Origin of the sequence: Acidovorax sp. HDW3 (assembly GCF_011303755.1) — a bacterium.
GTDB lineage: Bacteria > Pseudomonadota > Gammaproteobacteria > Burkholderiales > Burkholderiaceae_C > Paenacidovorax.
Map to the genome: position 1 here is coordinate 2781343 of NZ_CP049885.1, position 22324 is coordinate 2803666.

General features: G+C 63.7%; 19 protein-coding genes. 10 read left to right on the forward strand and 9 right to left on the reverse strand.

The window, feature by feature from the left end; translation table 11 throughout:
• Positions 1-4: 4 nt before the first annotated feature.
• Together fliD and G7045_RS14850 are read right to left on the reverse strand one after the other, a co-directional pair.
• Positions 5-1420, reverse strand: coding sequence for a flagellar filament capping protein FliD (gene fliD / locus G7045_RS12875; protein ID WP_166159990.1), 1416 nt, complete (start codon positions 1418-1420; stop codon positions 5-7).
• Between the two features lie 204 nt (positions 1421-1624).
• Positions 1625-3145: a flagellin gene (locus G7045_RS14850; RefSeq protein WP_166159991.1), complete on the reverse strand. Its 1521-nt coding sequence runs from the start codon at positions 3143-3145 to the stop codon at positions 1625-1627.
• A 316-nt stretch (positions 3146-3461) separates the two neighbouring features.
• On the opposite strand from G7045_RS14850, the gene G7045_RS14855 reads away from it, so the two are divergent.
• Together G7045_RS14855 and G7045_RS12890 are read left to right on the forward strand one after the other, a co-directional pair.
• Positions 3462-4985 (forward strand): flagellin, encoded by a 1524-nt coding sequence (locus tag G7045_RS14855; RefSeq protein WP_166159992.1) that lies wholly within the window; start codon positions 3462-3464, stop codon positions 4983-4985.
• An 8-nt stretch (positions 4986-4993) separates the two neighbouring features.
• Positions 4994-7159 carry a tetratricopeptide repeat protein gene (locus G7045_RS12890; protein WP_166159993.1) on the forward strand — a complete coding sequence of 722 codons (2166 nt, stop codon included), beginning with the start codon at positions 4994-4996 and terminating at the stop codon, positions 7157-7159.
• A 62-nt stretch (positions 7160-7221) separates the two neighbouring features.
• Here G7045_RS12890 and G7045_RS12895 read toward each other — a convergent pair whose 3' ends face one another.
• From G7045_RS12895 to rfbF, 7 genes are read right to left on the reverse strand one after another with little or no spacing between them, the layout of a single operon-like run.
• Positions 7222-7881, reverse strand: a complete 660-nt coding sequence (locus G7045_RS12895) for a hypothetical protein (protein WP_240919226.1) — start codon at positions 7879-7881, stop codon at positions 7222-7224.
• Positions 7875-8732 (reverse strand): NAD(P)-dependent oxidoreductase, encoded by an 858-nt coding sequence (locus G7045_RS12900; protein ID WP_166159994.1) that lies wholly within the window; start codon positions 8730-8732, stop codon positions 7875-7877. Before G7045_RS12900 ends, G7045_RS12895 begins: the two co-directional genes overlap by 7 nt.
• A gap of 17 nt (positions 8733-8749) precedes the next feature.
• Complete coding sequence (locus G7045_RS12905; RefSeq protein ID WP_240919227.1) at positions 8750-9820, reverse strand: FkbM family methyltransferase; 1071 nt, start codon at positions 9818-9820, stop codon at positions 8750-8752.
• Positions 9821-9837: 17 nt separating this feature from the next.
• Positions 9838-11079 (reverse strand): class I SAM-dependent methyltransferase, encoded by a 1242-nt coding sequence (locus G7045_RS12910; protein ID WP_166159995.1) that lies wholly within the window; start codon positions 11077-11079, stop codon positions 9838-9840.
• Positions 11076-11636, reverse strand: coding sequence for a dTDP-4-dehydrorhamnose 3,5-epimerase family protein (locus G7045_RS12915; RefSeq protein ID WP_166159996.1), 561 nt, complete (start codon positions 11634-11636; stop codon positions 11076-11078). The genes G7045_RS12910 and G7045_RS12915 overlap by 4 nt, the downstream gene beginning before the upstream one ends.
• A complete protein-coding gene (gene rfbG / locus G7045_RS12920) occupies positions 11633-12715 on the reverse strand; it encodes a CDP-glucose 4,6-dehydratase (protein ID WP_166159997.1) in 1083 nt (360 codons plus the stop codon). Before rfbG ends, G7045_RS12915 begins: the two co-directional genes overlap by 4 nt.
• Entirely contained in the window at positions 12712-13485 is a 774-nt protein-coding gene (gene rfbF, locus G7045_RS12925) for a glucose-1-phosphate cytidylyltransferase (protein WP_166159998.1), read from the reverse strand. Before rfbF ends, rfbG begins: the two co-directional genes overlap by 4 nt.
• 142 nt (positions 13486-13627) lie before the next feature.
• Between rfbF and motA the strand changes: the two genes are divergently transcribed.
• From motA to G7045_RS12965, 8 genes are all read left to right on the forward strand, one after another.
• A complete protein-coding gene (gene motA, locus G7045_RS12930) occupies positions 13628-14488 on the forward strand; it encodes a flagellar motor stator protein MotA (protein ID WP_166159999.1) in 861 nt (286 codons plus the stop codon).
• Between the two features lie 24 nt (positions 14489-14512).
• Positions 14513-15448 (forward strand): flagellar motor protein MotB, encoded by a 936-nt coding sequence (gene motB / locus G7045_RS12935; protein ID WP_166160000.1) that lies wholly within the window; start codon positions 14513-14515, stop codon positions 15446-15448.
• 65 nt (positions 15449-15513) lie between these two features.
• Positions 15514-15897 (forward strand): chemotaxis response regulator CheY, encoded by a 384-nt coding sequence (gene cheY / locus G7045_RS12940; RefSeq protein ID WP_255492040.1) that lies wholly within the window; start codon positions 15514-15516, stop codon positions 15895-15897.
• A 4-nt stretch (positions 15898-15901) separates the two neighbouring features.
• Positions 15902-16528: a protein phosphatase CheZ gene (locus G7045_RS12945; protein WP_166160001.1), complete on the forward strand. Its 627-nt coding sequence runs from the start codon at positions 15902-15904 to the stop codon at positions 16526-16528.
• A gap of 110 nt (positions 16529-16638) precedes the next feature.
• Positions 16639-17787, forward strand: coding sequence for a flagellar biosynthesis protein FlhB (locus tag G7045_RS12950; protein WP_166160002.1), 1149 nt, complete (start codon positions 16639-16641; stop codon positions 17785-17787).
• Positions 17784-19865 (forward strand): flagellar biosynthesis protein FlhA, encoded by a 2082-nt coding sequence (gene flhA, locus G7045_RS12955; protein ID WP_166160003.1) that lies wholly within the window; start codon positions 17784-17786, stop codon positions 19863-19865. Before G7045_RS12950 ends, flhA begins: the two co-directional genes overlap by 4 nt.
• Positions 19862-21550: a flagellar biosynthesis protein FlhF gene (gene flhF / locus G7045_RS12960; RefSeq protein ID WP_166160004.1), complete on the forward strand. Its 1689-nt coding sequence runs from the start codon at positions 19862-19864 to the stop codon at positions 21548-21550. Before flhA ends, flhF begins: the two co-directional genes overlap by 4 nt.
• Positions 21543-22319, forward strand: coding sequence for a hypothetical protein (locus tag G7045_RS12965; RefSeq protein ID WP_166160005.1), 777 nt, complete (start codon positions 21543-21545; stop codon positions 22317-22319). The genes flhF and G7045_RS12965 overlap by 8 nt, the downstream gene beginning before the upstream one ends.
• Positions 22320-22324 lie beyond the last annotated feature (5 nt).

Below are 22324 nucleotides of genomic sequence, written 5' to 3' on the forward strand. Positions count from 1 at the left end.
TAGGTCAGTTCGACTTGTTCCAGGTCGTCACCTGCTGCGAGATATAGGCATTGAGCGCGGTCAGTTTGCTCATCTGCGAATCAAGCGCGGTGTAGCGCGCCTTGAGCAAAGACTCCGTACTATCGGCTCGGTCATTCACCCGCGCAATTTCCTTCACATCACGCTCCTTGACTTTTTTCAGCTGTGCGTCTTTGGAGGCAAAAAAGCCGCTGGAATCGAGCATTCTGGAAGTGGCGTCCTTGATTTTCTCGGCCACACCATCGACGGTGCTGCCATTGCCATCGGCGCCCACAAACATAGCCTTGAGCCCGGCAGGATCTTGCATGGCAGCCGCGAGCTTGGTGCTGTCAATGCTCAAATCTCCACCTTTGATCATGCCCAGGCCAATGCTGGAGAGCGTTTTCATCGTGCCCGTGCTGCTCGACACCGACAGCATGGCGTTGCGCAGCATGTTCTGCAAACCCACCGCCGTCGAGTCGCCCTGCAACAAGCCGCCTTGTTTGGTGCCTGCGTCGTACTTGGTCAAATCGTTGAGTGCCTGGTTGACGGCGTTATAGGCAATGACCAAATCTTCAATGTTCTTTTTGATCGCCGAGTTGTCCTTGGATACGGTGATGGCGATGGGTGCCGTAGTGACCTGCTCGGCCTTGAACGTCACGCCCGCAACGGCGTTTTCAAACGTGTTGGTGGCCGAAGTAACGTCGTAGCTGCCATTGATCCTGGCCTTGGCGTTGGCGCCCGCGTTGGCGCCGGGGTCGGTAGAGAGGCCATTGCTCAGGCGCTGCAAACCCGCAGGATCGCCCGTGGTGACCGTCATTTGAAAACCAAACTCTTCGCCCGTGGCCTTGCTGCGCAGCATCAGGCGCTGGCCAGAGGTATCGGTAAGGATGGTGGCCGTGACGCCGGTGTTGGCACCGTTGATCTTGCCCGCCACATCGGCCACCGTGTCGGATGCCGAAACCGCAATATCCACCCCCGGCGTCGTGCCCGCCGTAAAGCTGCCGCCCGACCATTTGCCCATTTGCAAGTGCAACGTTCCGGCCCCCACGCCCGTGCCGGTCGGGATGGCATCCGCAGTGGACACCTGGGCCTTGGCCAGCTGCGAGACTTCAACGTTGAAGGTCGTCTCCACCGTGCCGCCAATGGCGGTGGCAGACACAAATTTGCTGTCCGACGAGCTGGCGGAAACAGCATTCCAGCCCGTTACGCTAGAGAGCTTGCCCGCCGCCAGCTGCAGCGAAGACACCAGCGACTTGACCTGCCCGAAGGTGGAGATCTTGGCATCCGTCAGCTTGATCTGATCGTTCAGCCCGTTAGGGCGGGTAATGGACAACTTGACCGCATCGACCGACGCCTTGATGAGCGCGTTGACATCGACACTCCCCCCCAGGCCCACACCAATGGAAGAAAAACTGGCCATGACACACCTCCAGGGAAGGACTCTACGAATCCGATCATTATCAGAAAAAAACGTTCCGGTGGCACACCGATAAACGTCCCCAATCCCCCCCAATCCAAGCTTTGGTCTTCTTCCAGCGCCACAAGGCGGCGGCCCTTGGTTGCCGCCGCCTTGTCTTGTCAACCCGGCCGGGCATCAGGCCCCGGCCAAGCCAATTCCTGCCGCTTAGCCGCGCAGCAGGGCCAGCACGCCCTGCGGCAGCTGGTTGGCCTGGGCCACCATGGCGGTGCCGGCCTGCTGCAGAATCTGCGCCTTCGACAGGTTGGCGGTTTCTGCCGCAAAGTCAGCGTCCAAAATACGGCTACGCGAGGCAGACATGTTCTCAGAAGTGATTTGCAGTGCCGCAATACTGGTTTCAAAACGCGACTGCAGGGCACCGAGCTTGGCGCGCTCGCCAGCAATGAAGGACAACGCCGAATCGACAGTCTTGAGGGCATGGGTCGCCTTGCCGAAGCTGGTGATATCGAGGTCTGCCACTTTCTTCAAGTCAGAGCTGGCCGTACCAGGGGTTGCCTGCAATGCCGTGGTCGTCGTGGATACTGCACTGAACGACTTATCTGAGTCCAGCGTAAGGTAACCACTGACCGTAACGTTTTCCGCCGTAGAGGCAGTGGAAATACTGACGGCCGACCCTGCCGCAGCCATCACACCCTTGCCATCGCCCGCCATTTTTTGAACACTCACAGCGGCAGCGTTTGAAGACGTACCCGAATTGCCAACCATGATGTTCACACCTGTCTCATTCGACAGAATGATCCCGGTGGCCGTATCGTTCAAAGAGGCAACCACGCCCGTTTTGGCAGACTGCTCGTTGATGGCAGAAATTGCTGTAGACAGACCATCCGAACCACTGGTGGCAGACAAAGAGAACGAAATTTTTTGGACTGCCGAGTCGCCAGACTGCACGGACAGAGAATAAGCCCCAGTACCACCAAACCCCAGCTGCACAGCGGTACGCGCCGTCGCCGTGACGCCGGTGTACTGCGACTGCAAATTGATCGATTCCGCCGTGGTTTTCGAGGTCTCATTGGTGACCGTGGTGATGTTTTTGCTCCCCAAAGCACCATTGATCGCAATCGTGCCGCCCGTCACCCCGTTGGTGGCATAGGCGTTCGATGCCGCAGAAGTTGCAGCAGCACCCGTACCGGCAGCATTGGTGCCCGACACCTGGTTGTTGCCGTACACGCTGGTACGCAGGTTGGCTGTGGCGGCGACGATGGTTTGGTTGGCGTTGGCCCCCACCTGGAATTGCTGCGTACCAAAGCTGCCATCGAGCAGCTTAGCGCCGTTGAATTCAGTGGTTTGCGAGATGCGGTCGAGCTCCGACACCAACTGACCCACTTCCTGCTGCAGAGCTTGACGATCCGATGCGCTATTGGAAGCGTTGGCCGACTGCACGGCCAGCTCGCGCACACGCTGCAAGATGTCGCCCGATGCCTTCATGGCACCTTCCGCCGTTTGCGCCAGCGAGATACCGTCGTTGGCGTTGCGCACTGCCTGGTTCAGACCCCGGATCTGGCCGGTGAAACGCTCCGAGATGGCCAGGCCGGCTGCGTCATCCTTGGCGCTGTTGATGCGCAGGCCCGAAGACAGGCGCTGGATGGATGTGTTGAGCGAACTCTGACTCACGCCCAGGTTGCGCTGGGCGGTGAGCGAGGCAATGTTGGTCATGATGGAGGCGGCCATTGCGAATCTCCTAAAAAAACAAAGACTGACGGAGGGTTGTTCTGTGCGCCAACCCTGTGCCGGCTCAAGAACGGCGGGGATCGCACCACTGGCAACCGCCCGTTGGATGTGTTTTCGGGCAGCGCCCGGAAAACTTTAGGCCCAAACGCAAAGAAAGCGCGGTTTTGCTGCCGCTTATCCCTCCAACGCCCAGCCGGTACGCCAACCACAATCAGCCCACGTTCCCCAAAGTCCGCCGGAATGCTGACGCTTGCACCGGCCCCGCGCTACGGCGCCATTGCCTGCACGTCACGCCCTCGCGCAACAGGAGTAACCCATGGCCTCGACCATCAATACCAACATTGCCTCACTCACCGCCCAACGCAACCTGGGCGTGAGCCAGGGTTCGCTTAACACATCCATCCAGCGCCTGTCTTCGGGCCTGCGCATCAACAGCGCCAAGGATGACGCGGCCGGCTTGGCCATTTCCGAGCGTTTTACCAGCCAGATTCGGGGCCTGAACCAGGCAGCACGCAACGCCAACGACGGTATCTCGCTGGCGCAAACGGCGGAAGGCGCGCTCAAGTCATCAGGCGACATCTTGCAGCGTGTGCGCGAGCTGGCCGTGCAGTCGGCCAACGCTTCCAACAGCGCTTCTGACCGCCAGGCATTGCAACAAGAAGTCAGCCAACTGGTGGCCGAACTCGACCGCGTAGCGCAGACTACCGAATTCAACGGTGCCAAGCTGCTGGACGGCAGCTTTGGCACGCAACAATTCCAGGTGGGTGCCAACGCCAACCAGACCATCGTCGCCGCCACGGCCAACCTGCGCACCAGCGTGTACGGCAACAACCAGGTGTCAGGCTCCAGCGCCACCGGGGCCGATGCCACAGCCACGGTCGCCGCTGCCAGCACTGCCTACAGCGCCAATGGCGTGGCCGGCGGCACGATTGCCATCAACGGCGCACTGGGCAGCCAAAACATCACCGTCGGCGCCAACGAACACAGCAGCAAAACTGCCGAGCTGATTAACCTGCAAACCCAATACACGGGCGTGACAGCCTCGGCACGCACCACAGCGCAGCTGCAATTTGGTGCCACCGGCGCCTACAGCCTGACCTTGTTATCGGACAACAGCGACGAGAAGACCATCTCTTTTGCCGTCTCGGCCACATCCGGATCAGATGGCCTGGCCAACGCAGTGGCTGCCATCAACGAGCAATCCTCAAAAACCGGCGTAGTGGCATCCCTCAACCAAACCGCTGACGGCATCATCCTGACCAACCCCACTGGCAACACCATTGCAGTGGGAAAAACGGGAGGCACCAACGCTGGCGCCGTCACCGTACAAAAACTTGTCGGCGACGGCAAAGGCAGCGTAACCACGGCAGGCACCAACCAGACGCTGGCAGCCGCTTCCGGCGCCACCCCCAGCGTGGGCGTCAGCGGTTATATCACTTTGGACTCAGACAAATCATTCAGCGCTGTATCCACAACAACTACAGCCCTGGGCGGGGCGGGCAGTACACTTAATTCCGATCTGAAAAAAGTTTCAGAGCTTGATATTACCGATTTTGGCAAAGCAACGCACGCACTCAAAACGGTGGACTCAGCCCTCTCATTCATTGCCGGGGAGCGCGCCAAGCTTGGTGCCTTGCAGTCACGCTTTGAAACCAGCATTGCCAGCCTGAACATTACATCTGAAAATATGTCAGCCTCGCGTTCACGCATTTTGGACGCCGATTTTGCACAAGAAACTGCAAACCTATCACGCACCCAAATTTTGCAGCAGGCTGGCACCGCCATGGTGGCCCAGGCCAATCAAATTCCGCAAAGCGTGCTCTCTCTGCTCAAGGGCTAATTTTCAGCATGACAACATCTCGCACTAGCGCCATAGCAGAACGGCTCAACGCGGCGCGTGATGCCAAGAACTGGGATTTAGTTATACGCCTATGCCGCCAAGCACTGCGTAAAAATGGAAACCATCAACAGGCGCACCGCTTGCTAGGGTTTGCCCTATGGCAACGCGGTGACACCACAGAAGCGCTCACCGCATACCGCCAAGCCAGTATTTTTTGGCCACAAGACGCAGAATTACTGATCAACTACGCTAATTTATTAATTAGCTTGATGCGCAACACTGAAGCACTACCACTGATGGAAAAAGTAGTGCGACTATACCCTGACAACAGTATTTGCTGGACCAAAATGGCGCAATGCTGTTATCAAATCAATCTTCACCCAAAAGGATTTGAAGCCGCCAAAAAAGCACTCGCCTGCGCAAAAAATATTGACGAACAAGTTGATGCCTTGACACAACTAGCAATTCACCGCAGAGAGTTAGGCCAGGTACACGAGGCAGTAGAAAACTGCCTAAAAGCCATTGCGCTGCGCCCTCATATCTTCCACAACTACACCAATAGCCTGCTTTTCATGCTGGCCGACCCAGCCTGCAAACCGAGCGACATCTACAAATTGGCCCGTGATTTTAATGCGGAATTTTGCACTCCATTAAAAGAAAATTGGCCTGATTTTTCAGAAATAGATCACCACCCCTGGCGCCGCTTGCGAATTGGATTTATCTCCCCAGATTTTCGCGATCATGCCGTCATGTATTTTGTCGAAGGGTTGCTTGCACAGCTCGATCGGCGCATGTTTGAAGTTGTGGCATTTCACCTTTGCCCGACATCCGACCACATTACAACGCGCATCAAACGTCACGCTGATAAATTTATTGATCTGTCACGACAAACGCCGCAGACACAAGCACAAGCCATTACAGCAGAAAAAATCGACATTGCCATCGACCTGGCTGGACATACTGGAAATTCTGGCCTGCAAGCCTTGTTATACAAACCTGCGCCCATTCAAGTATCTTGGCTCGGCTACCCAGCAACCACGGGTTGCGATGCCATTGATTATAAATTTTCCGACGAAACTACCGACGCACCAGGCACCGACGACCAATACAGCGAGCGCCTGTATCGCCTACCCACTCTTTTTTGCTGCTATCGCCCCATGATTCGGGGCCCTTTGCTACGCTATCAACCACGTTATTTGGTGCAACCCACACCAGCCTTAACCAACGGCCATATTACTTTTGGCTCCTGCAACAACCTTGGAAAACTCACCGACAACGTCCTCGCCTTGTGGGGGCGAATTCTTGCGCTGGTACCCCAATCCCAGCTTTTGATCGAGGGCAAAAACCTCGATGTTAAAAGCACCGCCACAGAATTTCGTCAACGCTGCATCGCCCTGGGAATTCCATCAGAGCGCCTGCAACTTGTTGCCCAAGACCCCCGCAACCAATATCTAACCTACCACCGCATCGATATCGCACTCGATCCATTCCCACTCGTGGGCGGCACTACTACCTTTGACGTCCTGTGGATGGGCGTACCCCTGGTGTCTATGGTGGGAGATAGCTTCAAAAGTCGCATGGGCATGGGTATCCTTTCCTACCTAGGGCACACCGATTGGCTAGCCCAAAATGAGGATGAATACCTGCGCATTGCCCAAACACTCGCCACCGATGTGGGCCAACTCAATCAATTACGCCTAGGCCTGCGCGACGAGGTGGAGCAATCACCATTGATGCGCGAAGACATTTACACCCAACTGTATGGCGAGGGCCTGCGCGTGATGTGGCTCCAGTGGCTGGCACAAGAGCAACACCCCGATGACGAGATGGCACAACAACAGGCCATGGCGCAATGGGTGCAGGAGTTTCCCCCTGAGTGGAACCAGCCCCCGGTACCGGGCGTAGGACTCGAGCCCGGCAAGCGCGTACCGCTGACCGAAGCCCATGCTCTCTTGCAAACCTTGGTTGATCGCGCCAAGGTGCTGAACACACCGCATGGAATTGCCATTGAAGACCGCCGCTGGATTCACATCACAGAACTCGCTGAAACCGTGTTATGCGCCGTGCCCCACGACCCCGTTGCCCTGGCCTGCTTAGCCGAGGTGGAGCACGCCCACGGGCACACCGATTTTGCAGTGACGTATTTGCAATACGCCTCCAAAGCCATGGCGTAGTCAGCGTTTTTGCATCTTCTGCAGCAAACGCGTGGCATGTATTCGTCGCGCTCTGTCTGCCGCTACCGCCGAAAAATATCTTCCAGCACATTGCGCCCCGAAGGCCTGAATACCACCCCCGCCCCCGTGGAGGCGCCAAACACCGTGCAGTGTCCCGGTGTATCGGTGTTGACCAGGCTGGTGCCTTGCGCCAGCACCGTACCATCACCCACCTGGCAGCGACCGATGATGGCGGTATTGGGATACATCACCACGCCTTCACCCAACATCGGGGCCACGCCGTGGTTCTTGCCTACGGTGGAGTTCTGGTACACCACCAAGTAGTTGCCATAAGTGGCCTTGGCAAACACGATGCCAACCGAGTGGCCGATGAAAAACACCTCGGGCATCTCGATTTCGTAGAACAGATCAATACCATTGAGGGCTTTGTTCAGCCCGAACAGCTTGTTGCACAGAATTCGATCTCCGGTGGCTTGCCATAGGGTGTTGGACAGGTAGTACAGAAAAAACGTGTACTGCGTGGAATGCAGGTGGTCAAACGCATCCGGCGTCCACCAGCGCACCTCGTTGATGCAGCGCCCCAGACGCGCCAGGGCCGCATCGAGGCCAGACGCGATCTGCGCCTGCGCCTGGGGCGTCGTGCCATCGGGAAAGAAATGGTCGAGCTGGCGCACCACGTAGCGGGCCAGTTCGGTGCGGGACAGATACACGGTGTTCAACATGGCGCCTCCTGGGGCCAACGGCCCATCACATCCAGCACCCCCTGCGGTTGCCACTGCAGCTCATCGTGCAGGCGGACGATGGAAATTCGCGGCGCAGGCGACGGCGTGCTGGTCTGCTGCGCCGCAATGCGGCAACCCCAGCGCTGCTCCAGCCAAGCGAACAAGGCCGCATTCGAGACGTTGCCCCCCGAGGCAACGTTGTACACCGGCTGCCGGCCCTGCAGGGCGATGCGGATCAGCGCCTCCACCACGTCGGGCAGGTGCACGTAGTCGCGCTCGAAATGCGGTGACGAGGCCACCGCCACCTCCGGGCATCCTTGCCGATGGGCGGCGGCAACCTGGCGCCACAGCTGCGGCAGAAACCCATCGGCATCTCCCGGCCCGTCGTAAACACAGGCCAGGCGCGCCACCCGGGCGCGCCCTTGGCCCATGACATGGCACAGCGATTCGCCCAAGCCCTTGGAGAGGTCATACAGGTGGCGCGGGTTGGCCGGGTTCATCGGCAGTACGGCATCCTCCTGCGCCACGGCCACGCCGAGCGCGTCGTACAGACGCGTGGAGGACAGGTATACCAGCGACTCCCATTGCGGCTGCTGCAGCACCTGCGCCAGCAGGCAGGCGTGGGCCTGCACGGTATCCAGCGGGCGCACGAGGTAGTCCGCCGTCAGCCCAGCGCAATACAGCACGTGGCCTAAGGGGGTGGGCCAGGGCAGCGCCTGGTGGCGCCCCGGTTGCCAGACCTGGGCGCCTCGTGCACGTAAGGCTTGCACCAGGGCGCGGCCCACGAATCCGTCGCCGCCCACCACCGTGAAGCGCTGGCCCTGCAAGTCGATTGCGGCAGGTGCGGGCATGGCCGCCTGCGCTGGCGTCAAAACCCGCCCACCGGGTGGTGCAGCTGTGCCGCCTTGTGCGGCAGCAGCTTGGGGCTCACGCCCTCGACGATGCGAAACGCACCACCCTGCACCCGGGCGGGGTCGGCCACGGCCAACATATTGAAGCCATGCGGCGGGCCTTCAAGGTAGACCGTATCGAGCGGCACCAGCTCTACGGGTTGGCCCGGCATTTCGCGGTGGGAATTGATGTCGCGCACAGCAAAAATCGTGTAGCCCAGGTTCAGCAGCAGCTGGCACAGGGGCGTAGCGCGCAGGCCATGGGACCAGTCCACATAGTGGCGGTGCAGCTCGAAGACCACGTGGGGTTTGTCGCGGGCCAGCACCTGCTGCGCACCCTGCAGGGCGGCCAGTTCCGCGCCCTCGATGTCGAGCTGGATCAAGCCTACGCGCAAGCCCAGGCGCTGGGCATAGTCGTCCATGGCCACGGTGTCGAAGCCGCTGCCGTCCTGCGCCGCCACCATGTTGGCAAAAGAGTCGAATCCGTCCAGGCGCATGTGCTCGCCGCTGCGGTGCCACAGGCCTGCGACGTTGACCACGGCGTTGCCCAGGTGGTTGATGTCGATATTGCGCTGCAGCATCCGCGCCTGCTGCGGATTGGGCTCAAAACAGTGCACGCGCAGGCCGTGCCCGGCCAGCTGGCGCGCCACCAGCACGGCCTGGTCGCCAAAGTAAGCCCCGCCCACCAACACATCGCCCTGCAGATCGCGGCCGAGCTCCAGCAGCAGCTTGGTGGTCTGCGGCTCCCAGACGTGGGTGGGGTGCTCAACCTCGGCCAGCAAAAAATCCCGTGCGATCTTGGTACGGTAGAGGAACTGAAAGCGCGTGCCGTCGGCCAGCACTTTTTCGTACTCGTCGCTGTCCAGGTGCAGGGCGTCGATGATGGGACCGACCACCTCATCGCGCACCGCGCCTGTGCAGGCCACCTGACCCTCGCATTCGCGCAGCAACGCAATCATGCGCGCGCGCAACGCGGGGTTGCGCCCCAGGGTCTGCATGGCGTTCTGCAGGTTTTTGCCGTCCAGGTCACGGGGATCGTTGCTCGTCATGGCTCAATTCCTTGCGTTCAAAATTCTTCCAACCGTGGCACCGCCACGGCAAATCGCCCGCCCCAATCCCGCACATACGCCAGCTGCTGCGCCACTTCCTCGCGCAAATTCCACGGCAGGATCAGCACGCGATCGGGGCGCTCGCGCTGCAGATGCGCCTCATCGACGATGGGGATGCGGCTGCCGGGCAGGTGCTGGCCTTGCTTGGCGGGATTGGCATCCACCACCCAGGGCAGCAAATCAGGCCGCGCGCCGGCGAAATTCAGCAGAGTATTGCCCTTGGCCGCCGCGCCATAGGCGCCCACCTTGAGCCCCCGGGCCTGGCATTGCAATAAAAAAGTGAGCAGCTCACGCTTGATGCGCAAGGCCTGGAGCTGAAAATCGCTATAAAAATGGGCACTGCACATGCCCGCATCGGCCTCCAGCGTCAGCAGTGCGGCGACGCGGGCGGCGCCTGCGGGCGTGGCGTGGGGGTGCTCAGCCGCGTCGCGGCGGGCGGCGAAGACACGCAGGCTGCCGCCGTGGGTGGACAGTTCCTGCACGTCGATGACGGCCAGGCCGCTGGCGGCAAAAATGCGCTGCACGGCGGTAAGCGACAGGTAGGAGTAATGCTCGTGGTAGGCGGTGTCGAACTGGCAGCCCTGCACCATGCGCAGCAGGTGCGGAAATTCAAACGTCGCCACGCCGCTGGGCTTGAGCAGGCGGGCAAAGCCGGCGACGAAGTCGTTGATGTCCGGCACGTGGGCGAGCACGTTGTTGGCGGCGATCAGGTCGGCCCGGCGGCCCTGGGCGGCCAGTTCGTCGGCCAGGGCGACGCCGAAGAAACGCTCGGTGATGGCGATGCCCCTGGCGCGTGCGGCCGCCGCCGTGCTGGCCGTGGGCTCGATGCCGTAACAGGGGATGCCCGCCTGCTGCACGTACTGCAGCAGGTAGCCGTCGTTGGCGGCGACCTCGACGACGGTGCTGGCCGCACCCAGGCCCAGCCGGGCGCACATGTCCTGCACGTACTGCCGCGCGTGCGCCAGCCAGGAGCTGGAGTAGGAGCTGAAGTAGGCGTAGCGGTCGGTGAACAGCGCCTCGCGCCCGGCGTGGTCTTCGGTCTGCGCCAGCCAGCAGTGCTGACACACCAGCACGCGCAGCGGGTACCACACCTCCGGTGCGTGCAGGGCCGCTGGGCTCAGGTAGGCGTTGGACGGCGGGGCGCTGCCCAGGTCGAGCAAGGGCAGGGTCAGGGGCTGGGCGCAGTGGCGGCACTTCACGGGCGGAGTCCTTCAAACGCATCGGTCAGCCAGGCGTGGCCGGCATCGCGCGGCGAGAGTTCAGCCAGCGGCAGCGGCCAGGCAATTGCCAGGCGCGCGTCCTGCGGATGCCAACCCGCCTCGGCCGCCGGGGTGTAGGGGTGGGAGTGGCAGTAGAGCAGCTCGGCATCGGGCGTGAGCGCCTGAAAGCCGTGGGCAAAGCCCTGCGGGATGAGCAGGGCGCAGGCGTTGTCGGCACTCAATTCCTCGGCGTGCCAGTGCAAAAAGGTGGGGGAGCCGGCGCGCAAGTCCACGGCCACGTCCCACACGGCGCCGCGCAGGCAGGTGACGAGTTTCATCTCGGCGTGCGGCGGCTGTTGGTAGTGCAGGCCGCGCACGCTGCCCGCCTGGCGCGTGAGGCTGTGGTTGATTTGGGCGATGGGCCCGCTCCAGCCGCAGGCGGCGAGTTCTTCGGCGCAGAACAGGCGCTCGAAGAAGCCGCGCGCATCCGCCAGCAGCTGGCGCTGCACACGCGTGAGGCCCGCCAGGGGCAAGGGGGTGCAGGCAAAGCGGCTCATGCCGCCGCTTCCCATGCGGCCAGATCAGCCAGGCACAGTGCCCGGGCATCCGCCCCGTCGGCCTGCGCGCGGTACCAGGCCACGGTGCGCTGCACGGCGGTTTCCAGGTGCCAGCGCGGCGCTACGCCCAGCGCCTGGCGGGCGTGGGCGGTTTCCAGCGCCAGCCAGCCGGCTTCATGGGGCTGATTGCTATTATTTTGATAGCTGGTTGCGCTTACCTGGTAAGCGCTAGAGGCCATTTTGACCACATTCCCCACGCTGGCGGCTTCGTGCGGCAGGGGGCCGAAGTTGTAGGCACCGGCCAAAGCGGGATCGGCCCACAGGCGCTCGGCCAGTTGCAGGTAGGCGGCCAGGGGTTCGATGACGTGCTGCCAGGGGCGGGTGGCGCCGGGGTGGCGCAGCTCCAGGGGGCGGCCCGCCTCCCAGGCGCGCACGGCGTCGGGGATGAGGCGGTCGCTTGCCCAGTCGCCGCCGCCAATGACGTTGCCGGCGCGCGCGCTGGCCACGGCCACGCCTTGGGCGCAGAGGTAAGCGCTGCGGTAGCTGGCCGTCACCAGCTCGGCAGCGGCCTTGCTGGCGCTGTAGGGGTCGTGGCCGCCCAGGGCGTCGTCCTCGCGGTAGGGGTAGGCCCATTCGCGGTTGCGATAGACCTTGTCGGTGGTGACGACCACGGCCACGCGGGCGTCAGACTGGCCGCGCAGGGCGTCGAGCACATGGGCCGTGCCTTGCACGTTGGTGGCCCAGGTGGCCAGCGGCTCGGCGTAGCTGCTGCGCACCAGCGCCTGGGCAGCCAGGTGCAGCACGATCTGCGGGCGGGCGCCCTGCACGATGGCGGCCATGGCCTGGGCCTCGCGGATGTCGCACCAGTGGCTGGCGTGCAGGCCTTCGTCCACGCGCGCCAGGGTGAACAGGTTGGGGGTAGCGGTGGGCGCAAGGGACAGGCCCGTGACCTGCGCCCCCAGGCGCGTGAGCCACAGCGCCAGCCACGCGCCCTTGAAGCCGCTGTGGCCGGTGAGCAGCACGCGCTTGCCGCGCCAGAAATCGGCGCTGGGGGTGGGCGTGACGACGGCGGCACTCATGCCCAGCATTTCCACGGCGCCTGGCCGGTCTGCCACAGCTCTTCGAGCTGGTTTTTCTCGCGCAGCGTGTCCATGGGTTGCCAGAAGCCCTGGTGCTCGAAGGCGCGCAGCTGGTCGCGCTGCGCCAGGGTTTGCATGGGTTTCGCCTCCCAGGGTGAATCATCGCCATCAATCAGGTCGATGACCTCGGGCTGCAGCACGAAGAAGCCGCCGTTGATCCAGCCGCCGTCGCCGCGCGGTTTTTCTTCAAAGCCCGTGACGGCATCGCCCTGGCGCAACAGCGCGCCGTAGCGCCCCGGCGGCTGCACTGCGGTGACGGTGGCGAGCTTGCCGTGCGCGCGGTGAAAGGCAAACTGTGCCCCCATGTCCAGGTCGGCCACGCCGTCGCCGTAGGTAAAGCAGAACGATTCCCCCGGCGCCAGGTACTCGCGCACGCGGCGCAGGCGCCCGCCGGTGAGCGTGTCGGCGCCGGTATCGACCAGCGTCACGCGCCAGGGCTCGGCGTGGCGGTGGTGCACTTCCATGCGGTTCTCGGCCATGTCGAAGGTGACGTCGGACATGTGCAGGAAGTAGTTGGCGAAGTATTCCTTGATGACGTAGCCCTTGTATCCCAGGCAGACGACGAAGTCGTTCACGCCGTGGGCGGAGTACATCTTCATGATGTGCCACAGGATGGGCCGCCCGCCGATTTCAATCATGGGCTTGGGGCGCAGGTGCGATTCTTCAGAGATGCGGGTGCCTAACCCGCCGGCGAGCAGTACGGCTTTCATGGCCGTCAAGCATAGCCAGCCGCCGCCGCCGCTAAAGCCCCGGGCAAGCGCGAAAAGCCACGCTTCTTGGACAATTGCCCCCTTTCGCCCACCCTGCTCCCGGGTTTAGAGTGGGCAGCTGTCTGCCACAATCGCACGCACTATGTTTCTCATCATCGGCTATCTGATCTGCTTCGGGTGCATTTTTGGCGTGTTCGTCGCCCACGGCGGCAACGTCAAGGTGCTGCTCGAAGCCCTGCCCTTCGAGATGATCACCATTGGCGGCGGCGCCCTCGGGGCGTTCGTGGTGAACAACCAGCCCAAGGTGCTCAAGGCCACCATGGCGGCGCTGCCCTCGGCGCTCAAAAGCAGCAAATACACCAAGGCGCGTTACCTGGAGCTGATGTCGCTGCTCTACGAAATTTTGCAAAAGGCACGCAAAGAGGGGCTGATGTCGATCGAAGGCGACGTGGAAAGCCCAAAGGATTCGCCCATTTTTCAGAAGTTTCCCAATGTCGGCTCGGACCACCACGTGGTCGAATTCATGACCGATTACCTGCGCATGATGGTTTCGGGCAACCTCAACGCGCACGAGATCGAGGCCCTGATGGACAGCGAGATCGAAACCCACCACCAAGAGGCGCACGCCCCCATCGCCGCCCTCACCCGCCTGGCTGGCGCGCTGCCGGCCTTCGGTATCGTGGCCGCCGTGCTGGGCGTGGTCAACACCATGGGCTCGGTGGGGCAGCCGCCGGCGGTGCTCGGCGGCATGATCGCCTCGGCCCTGGTCGGCACGTTCCTGGGCATCTTTTTGGCCTACGGCGTGGCCGAACCGCTGGCCGGCCTGCTGGAGCAAAAAGCCGAAGACGCTGCCAAGGAATTTGTCTGCATCAAAACCACGCTGCTGGCCAGTATGCAGGGCTACAACCCGGCCACGGCGATCGAGTTTGGCCGCAAGGTGCTGTTTTCTGACGTGCGCCCGGGCTTTCTCGAACTCGAATCGCACGTCAAGGGCAAGAGCTGACGCTCGTGTTGACACTGACACGCCATGGCTGAGAAAAAACTCCAACCCATCATCATCAAGCGCGTCAAAAAGAGCGGCCATGCCGCCCATGGCGGCGCCTGGAAGATTGCCTACGCCGACTTCGTCACGGCCATGATGGCGTTCTTCTTGCTGATGTGGCTGCTGGGCTCCACCGCCAAGGGCGATTTGCAGGGCATTGCGGCCTACTTTGCCTCGCCGCTGAAGGTGTCGATGCAAGGCGGCGACGGCGCTGGCAGCAGCTCCAGCATCATCCCCGGCGGCGGCACCGATCTGTCGAAGGTGCACGGCCAGGTGCGCCGCTCTGACTCGACGGAGAACACCGCGCGGCGCATGGACATCAATTCGCGCGCCGAGCGCGCGCGCCAGGACGCACAGCGCATCAAGGCGCTGCAAGCAAAGATCGACGCCATGATCTCGGGCAACCCCAAGCTCAATGAATACCGCTCCCAAATCCGCATGGACGTGACGCCCGACGGCCTGCAAATCCAGATCGTGGACGAGCAAAACCGCCCCATGTTCGACAGCGGCAGCCCGCTGGTCAAACCCTATATGCGCGACATCCTGCGCGAGATCGGCTCGGCCCTGGGCGGGGTGGAAAACCACATCAGCCTCGCCGGCCACACCGACGCCACGCCCTACGGCAACGGCGACAAGGGCTATAGCAACTGGGAGCTGTCGGCCGACCGCGCCAACGCCTCGCGCCGCGAGCTGGTGGCCGCCGGAATGCCCGACGACAAGCTGGTGCGCGTCGTCGGCCTGGCCGCGAGCGACCCGCTCGACGCCAAAGACCCGCGCGCCGCCATCAACCGCCGCATTACCGTCACGGTACTCACGCGCGAGGCCGAGGAGCGCCTGGCAGGCCGCAGCGCACCACAAGTCACCATAGAACAACTGCAATCTGAAAAGCAGGACAATCCCCAAGCCACCGCACCGCCGTAACCGCTTGTCACCACGGCCGTGCCCATGAGAACATCGCCCATAAATATTGACCGAAGGGGTCCCTTGTGTCTGATCTTCGTTTTTTGATCGTTGACGACTTTTCCACCATGCGCCGCATCGTGCGCAACCTGCTCAAGGAGAGCGGCTTTGCCGACGCCGACGAGGCCGAAGACGGCGTGGCCGCGCTGCAAAAACTGCGCAACGGCAAGTTCGACTTTGTCGTCTCCGACATCAACATGCCGAACATGAACGGCTTTCAGCTGCTCGCCGAAATCAAGGCCGACGAAAAACTCAAGCACCTGCCGGTGCTGATGGTGACGGCTGAAGCGCGCAAGGAAGACATCGTGCTGGCAGCACAAAACGGCGCCGCCGGCTACATCGTCAAACCCTTCACCAAGGCCACGCTGGAAGAGAAGGTCACCCTGATCCTCAAAAAACTGGGGATGTAAGGCCATGGACGAAAGCCCGCAAACGCCGCCCGACAGCGGCGCCGAGGTACACCAAAAGATTGGTGTCCTCACGCGCCAGCTGCACAACGCCCTCAACGAGCTGGGCTACGCCGAACAGCTGCGTGGCAGCGCCGGCGAGTTGCCCGATGCGCAAAGCCGCCTGTCCTACATTGCCCGTCTGACGGGCGAGGCCGCCGAGAAGGTGCTGTACCGCGTGGAACAGGCCAAGGTGCAGCACGAGCACATGGGCGCGCAAACCAAGCGCATGCTTGCATCCCTGGTCAAAGACCCGGTAGCTGCCGTCGCCAAAGGCGAAATTTACAACCACCTGGTTGAAATGGAGCAGGTGACGCAGGCCGCCGACGAACACCTGACCGAGATCATGATGGCGCAGGACTTTCACGACCTCACCGGCCAGGTGATTGCGCGCGTCGTCACCCTGGCCTCCACCATTGAGCAGCAACTGGTGCAACTGCTGGTGCAGACGGCCCCCCCAGGCACGCCCACCATCCAGCCGGCGGCACCGGTGCACGAGCACCTGTCGGGCCCGGTGGTCGATCCAGAGAACACCCCCGACGTCGTCACCGACCAATCGCAAGTGGACGATCTTCTGGCCAGTCTCGGTTTTTAAACCGATTGCGCCTGTCCACCAAGGCTGAATAGCCGCCCATCCTGGGCGCTATTCGGCCTTTAGTTTTTGCGCTGCGTCACGACAATGGCCTGACCCTCAGTGCCCCTGCCATGGACTCCAGCCAAGACAAAAACCTACCCGCCACCGAGCGCAAGCTGCAAAAGGCCCGCGACGACGGCCAGGCTGCGCGCTCGCGCGACTTGTCGCACCTGGCAGTGCTGGGCATGGGCGCGGCCGCCACCTTGGTGCTGGCACAACCCCTGATCGAGCACCTGCAGGCCGCCCTGGCGCAGCAGCTGCACTTCAACGCCGCCACAGTGCAAGCGCCGCACACCATGCTCGAACGCCTGCGCAGCATGGTGTACACCGGCCTGATCGCCAGCCTGGCGTTTGCGCTGCTCACCAGCACCGCCGTGGTCGCCAGCGCCGTGATGTCGGGCGGCTGGATCTGGAGCCTCAAGCCCATCAGCCCGCAGTTCAACCGCCTGAACCCGCTGCAGGGTCTGGCCAACCTGTTCTCCAAACAGCAACTGACCAACGTCGCCAAGATGGTGCTGATGACGGCGCTGCTGACCTTCGTCGCCTGGAAGTACTTTGACAGCGGCATCGAGCGCGTGACGCGCATGGCGCTGCAGCCCTCCAAGCTGGCGTTAACCGAGGTGGGGCAGTGGCTCACCCTGGGCCTGGCGCTGCTGCTGCTGGTGGTGTTTTTGGTGGCGCTGCTCGATGTGCCGCTGCAAATTTTCCTCTTCAAGTCGCGCCTGAAAATGAGCCACGAGGAAGTCAAGCAGGAGCACAAAGAGGCCGAGGGCAACCCGCAGATCAAGGGCAAGATCCGCCAGAAGCAGCGCGAGATTGCCGACCGCGCCAGCGTGGCCAACGTGCCGAAGGCGGATTTCGTCGTCATGAACCCGACCCACTACGCCGTGGCCCTGCGCTACGACGAGCAGAGCATGAACGCGCCGCAGGTCATCGCCAAGGGCACCGACCTGATCGCCTTCAAGATCCGCGACCTGGCCCAGCAGCACACCGTGCCGGTGCTGCAATCGCCCATGCTCGCGCGTGCGCTCTACGCCCACGCCGAGCTGGAGCAGCCCATTCCCGCCCAGCTCTACGCTGCCGTGGCGCAGGTGCTGGCCTATGTTTACCGCCTCAAGGCCGCGCTGCGCGGCGAAGGCCGGATGCCCGAGGAGCTGCCCGAGCCCTTCGTACCGCCCGAGCTCGACCCCCTGCAGCGCACCACCGGAGCTAGCGCATGAACAACGCCGCCAATACCCTGCGCCAGTGGGCAGGCAGCAACGGCGCCATGCTGCAGGGGCTGTCGGCCCCGCTGCTGGTCGTCGCCATCCTGGCGCTGATGGTGCTGCCCATCCCCGCCTGGCTGCTCGATACCTTCTTCACGCTGAACATCGCCGTGGCGCTGATGGTGATGATGGTCGCCGCCTACATGCTGCGCCCGCTGGACTTTGCCGCCTTCCCCTCGGTGCTGCTGCTCACCACCTTGATGCGGCTGTCGCTCAACGTCGCCTCCACCCGCGTCGTGCTGCTCGAGGGCCACACCGGCCCGGGCGCAGCCGGCGCGGTGATCGAGGCCTTCGGGCACTTTTTGATCGGCGGCAACTTCGCCGTCGGCCTGATCGTGTTCGCCATTCTGGTGGTCATCAACTTCGTCGTCGTCACCAAGGGTGCGGAGCGTATCGCCGAAGTCTCGGCGCGCTTCACCCTGGACGCCATGCCCGGCAAGCAGATGGCGGTGGACGCCGACCTCAACGCCGGCCTGATCAACGAGGACGAGGCCAAGCGCCGCCGCGCCGAGGTGCAGGAGGAAGCCAACTTCTTCGGCTCCATGGACGGCGCGAGCAAGTTCGTGCGCGGCGACGCCGTTGCCGGCATCTTGATTTTGCTCATCAACATCGTCGGCGGCTTTGCCATTGGCATGGCGCAGCACGGGCTCTCGGCCAGCCAGGCGGCCAACAGCTACATCTTGCTGGCCGTGGGTGACGCGCTGGTGGCGCAGATTCCGGGCCTGTTGATCTCGGTGGCCGCCGCCATGGTGGTCTCGCGCGTGGGCAAAGAGCACGACATGGGCGGGCAGATCGTGCGCCAGCTGCTCATGTCGCCACGCGTGCTCGGCGTTACCGCTGCCATTTTGATTTTGCTGGGCGTCATCCCCGGAATGCCGCACACGGTGTTCCTGCTCATGGGCAGCGGCCTGGGCTACTGCGCCTGGCTGCTGCTGCAAAAGCAGAACCAGCCCGAACCCGAACCCGAGGCGCCAGCCGCGCCGGCGGGCGACGGCGAGGCCAGCTGGGACGACCTGCAGCCCATCGATCTGCTCGGGCTGGAGCTGGGCTACCGCCTCATCGCCCTCGTGGACAAAAACCGCCAGGGCGACCTGCTCACGCGCATCAAGGGCGTGCGGCGCAAGTTTGCGCAAGAGGTGGGCTTTTTGCCGCCCGCCGTGCACGTGCGCGACAACCTCGAATTGAAGCCCAGCGGCTACCGCATCACGCTGCGCGGCGTGGTCGTGGGCGAAGGTGAGGCCCACCCCGGCATGTTCCTGGCCATCAACCCCGGCGGCATCAGCACGCCGCTGATCGGCACGCCCACCACCGACCCGGCCTTTGGCCTGCCCGCGCACTGGATCGACGCCGCGCAGCGCGAAGCGGCGCAAATGGCAGGCTTTACCGTGGTTGATTCGGAAACCGTGATGGCCACGCATTTGTCACACTTGATGCAAGTGCACGCGGCCAAGTTGTTGTCGCGTACCGAAACCCAGCAACTCGTGGAGCATGTGGCACGCCTGGCGCCCAAACTGATTGAAGAAGTGGTACCCAAAATGGTGTCGATCACAACGTTCCAGAAGGTGCTGCAGCTGCTGCTCGAAGAATCCGTGCATATCCGCGACATCCGCACCATCATCGAAACCCTGGCCGAGCACGCCACCAGCGTGCAAGACCCGGTCGAGCTGGCGCGGCGCGTGCGCATCGCCCTCTCGCCGGCCATCGTGCAGCAAATCTACGGCCCGACGCGCGAGCTCTCCGTCATCGCCATCGAGCCCGGCCTGGAGCGCCTCTTGGTGCAGGCCCTGGGCGGCCAGGGCGGCCCCTCGCTCGACCCCGGTGTGGCCGACCTGCTCACGCAACGCGCCGCCGAAGTCGCCCTCAAACAAGAAGAAATGGGAATGCCCGCCTGCCTGCTGGTGCCCGACGCGATTCGCGGCGCCATCTCCCGCCTGGTGCGGCGCGTCGCCCCGCGCCTGCAAGTGCTGGCGCACAGCGAGATTCCTGAAACCCACACCATCCGCATCGGCCCGATCCTCAAAGGTGCAGCATGAACATCAAACGCTTTACCGCCGCCACATCGCGCGAGGCCCTGGCCAAAGCCCGCATGGCTTTTGGTGACGGCACCTTGATCCTGTCCAACCGCGCCACGGCCAACGGCGTCGAGGTGGTGGCCACCGCCGAAGACACGCTGCACAGCCTCAACCACGACCACATCGCTGAAGGCCAGGCGCAGCCGGCCCTGCAAACCGTGCGCAGCGAAGAGCCGCCTCGGCGCAGCGCGGCCCCCGCACAGCAGCCGGCCGCGCCCAAAGCCCCGCCCGCGACGGCCCGCCGCAGCGTTGAGGCCGATACCGAGCAGCTGGCCATGAGCACCCTCTCGTTCCAGGACTACGTGCGCGAGCGAATGCTGCGCCGCCGCCACGAGGCCATGCACGGCAGCCCGCCGCCCAACGCCCGCATCGAGCCCACCCTGCCCGAGCGCCTGCCGACCTTTGCCGAGCAGCAGCGCGCCCCTACATTCGCCGAGCGCGCACGCGACACCCTGCCCGAGCGCAGCGCCGAACGCGAGCGCGACTTTGGCGCTGCCGAGCGCACCGATCTGGCCGCCGAGGCCGCCTACCCGCGCAGCAGCGCACACGAAGCGCCCCGCGCCCCGGTGCGCGAGAGCACGCCCGCCCCGCGTCCGGCCCCGGTGGTGGCACGCCACAACCCGCTGCACCACCACATCCCGACCGACCTGGCGATCGAGCCGCGCCACAGTGGCGCCCTGGCCGCGCCAGCGGCACCGGCAGCCAACCCGCAAGGCCTGATGAGCGAGCTGCAGTCGATGAAGGCGCTGATCGAAGATCGCTTCAACACCCTGGCCTGGCTCGGCCAGGCGCGCCAGGATCCGATCCAGTCCAACCTGATGCTCAAGCTCATCCGCGCCGGCTACTCGCCGGTGCTGGCGCGCGCCATTCTCGAGCGCCTGCCCGAAGACCTGGGCGCAGCCGACGCCGTGCGCTGGCTGATGGAAGTGCTCGAGCGCAACCTCAAGACCGACGCCCACAGCCTGCCACTGTACGAAGAGGGCGGCATCTTCGCCCTGGTCGGCGCCACCGGCGTCGGCAAGACCACGACCACCGCCAAGCTCGCCGCCCTGTGCGCGCGCCAGTACGGCCCCGGCAGCGTCGGCCTGATCACGCTCGACACCTACCGCATCGGCGCGCACGAGCAGCTGCGCAGCTTTGGCCGCATGTTGGGCGTGGTCGCCCACCTGGCGCACGACCAGGCCGCGCTGCAAGACCTGCTGGGCCTGCTCAGCGGCAAGAAAATGGTGCTCATCGACACCACCGGCGTTGCCCCGCGCGACCCGCGCAAGCGCGAGCTGCACGAGGTGCTCGACCTGCCCGGCATCCAGCGCCTGCTGGTGCTCAACGCCGGCTGCCACGGCGATACGCTCGACGACGTGCTCGACGCCTTCAAGACCGATGGGCCGCAGCAAGCCCTGCTGTCCAAGGTGGACGAGGCCGTCAAACTCGGCCCTGCCGTCGATGCGCTGATCCGCCACCAGGCCGTGCTGCGCGGCGTCACCAACGGCCAGCGCGTGCCCGAGGACTGGGAAGCGGCCAACGCCCACCAGCTGGTGCAGCAGTCCATGCGCGCGCCGGCCAAATCCGCCTTCGACCCGAAGGCGATGGAGCTCAACTTCTTCTTCACCCCCGGCGGCAGCAGCGAAGGCGGCCACTATGCTTGAACGCGGCCAGCACCAGGGCATGGGGCTGCTCAAGCGCCAGCCGGCCAGCGGCCTGCGCTTTGCCGCCGTGGCCCAGGCGCCCGACGCCCAGGCCCTGCACACCCTGTGGTTGCTGTGCCAGCAGCTGCAGCAGCTGGGCTACCCCACCTTGGTGCTCGACGGCTGCGCCAGCGAAGGCGCACACAGCCCCGGGCTGGAGCAGCTGCTGCAAGCTGGCGCCCTGCCCGTGGCACTTCAGCAGGGCGACGGCGCCAGCATTGCCGTGCTGCCCGCTGCACGCGGCCTGCGCCAACTACCGCTGGACGCCGCCATGCCGCTGGCACCGCTGCAGCCGCTGCTGCGCAGCTACGCCGTGGCCTTGCTGCACGCGCCCGTGCCGCAGCTCTCGGCCCTGCTGCAGCCGCACAACGTCGTGCCCCTGATCCTCGCTGCCCCCGGCACGGCTGGTACGCAGCAAGCCTACCGCCACATCAAGCACCTGCATTTGCACGCCGCCCTGCCCAGCCTGGTGTGCGCCCTGGTGGCCGGCGACAACCCGGCGCAGGAGCGCCAGGCGCGCACGCAAATCACCACCTTGCAGCGCTGCGCCGCCGACTACCTGGGGCTGACGCAGCGCGGCCTGGTGCTGAATGTGCAAAGCCCCCAGGATCTGCAGCGTCTGGCCTTGCAACTGCTGGAAAACGCGAGCACCATCACCGAAGCCGCACCGTTGCTGCCGCTGTACTACCCCCGGCAGGCAGCCACCGCAGCGTTTGTTCGGAGCCACTGAGCCGT

Coding starts and splice junctions, on each gene's coding strand:
- motA (WP_166159999.1), top strand. CDS start 13,628: ATGTTTCTCATCATCGGCTATCTGATCTGCTTCGGGTGCATTTTTGGC.
- G7045_RS12945 (WP_166160001.1), top strand. CDS start 15,902: ATGGACGAAAGCCCGCAAACGCCGCCCGACAGCGGCGCCGAGGTACAC.
- G7045_RS12905 (WP_240919227.1), bottom strand. CDS start 9,820: ATGACGAGCAACGATCCCCGTGACCTGGACGGCAAAAACCTGCAGAAC.
- rfbF (WP_166159998.1), bottom strand. CDS start 13,485: ATGAAAGCCGTACTGCTCGCCGGCGGGTTAGGCACCCGCATCTCTGAA.
- rfbG (WP_166159997.1), bottom strand. CDS start 12,715: ATGAGTGCCGCCGTCGTCACGCCCACCCCCAGCGCCGATTTCTGGCGC.
- fliD (WP_166159990.1), bottom strand. CDS start 1,420: ATGGCCAGTTTTTCTTCCATTGGTGTGGGCCTGGGGGGGAGTGTCGAT.
- G7045_RS14855 (WP_166159992.1), top strand. CDS start 3,462: ATGGCCTCGACCATCAATACCAACATTGCCTCACTCACCGCCCAACGC.
- flhA (WP_166160003.1), top strand. CDS start 17,784: ATGAACAACGCCGCCAATACCCTGCGCCAGTGGGCAGGCAGCAACGGC.
- G7045_RS12950 (WP_166160002.1), top strand. CDS start 16,639: ATGGACTCCAGCCAAGACAAAAACCTACCCGCCACCGAGCGCAAGCTG.
- G7045_RS12890 (WP_166159993.1), top strand. CDS start 4,994: ATGACAACATCTCGCACTAGCGCCATAGCAGAACGGCTCAACGCGGCG.
- G7045_RS12915 (WP_166159996.1), bottom strand. CDS start 11,636: ATGAGCCGCTTTGCCTGCACCCCCTTGCCCCTGGCGGGCCTCACGCGT.
- G7045_RS12895 (WP_240919226.1), bottom strand. CDS start 7,881: ATGTTGAACACCGTGTATCTGTCCCGCACCGAACTGGCCCGCTACGTG.
- flhF (WP_166160004.1), top strand. CDS start 19,862: ATGAACATCAAACGCTTTACCGCCGCCACATCGCGCGAGGCCCTGGCC.
- G7045_RS12900 (WP_166159994.1), bottom strand. CDS start 8,732: ATGCCCGCACCTGCCGCAATCGACTTGCAGGGCCAGCGCTTCACGGTG.
- G7045_RS14850 (WP_166159991.1), bottom strand. CDS start 3,145: ATGGCCGCCTCCATCATGACCAACATTGCCTCGCTCACCGCCCAGCGC.
- motB (WP_166160000.1), top strand. CDS start 14,513: ATGGCTGAGAAAAAACTCCAACCCATCATCATCAAGCGCGTCAAAAAG.
- G7045_RS12965 (WP_166160005.1), top strand. CDS start 21,543: ATGCTTGAACGCGGCCAGCACCAGGGCATGGGGCTGCTCAAGCGCCAG.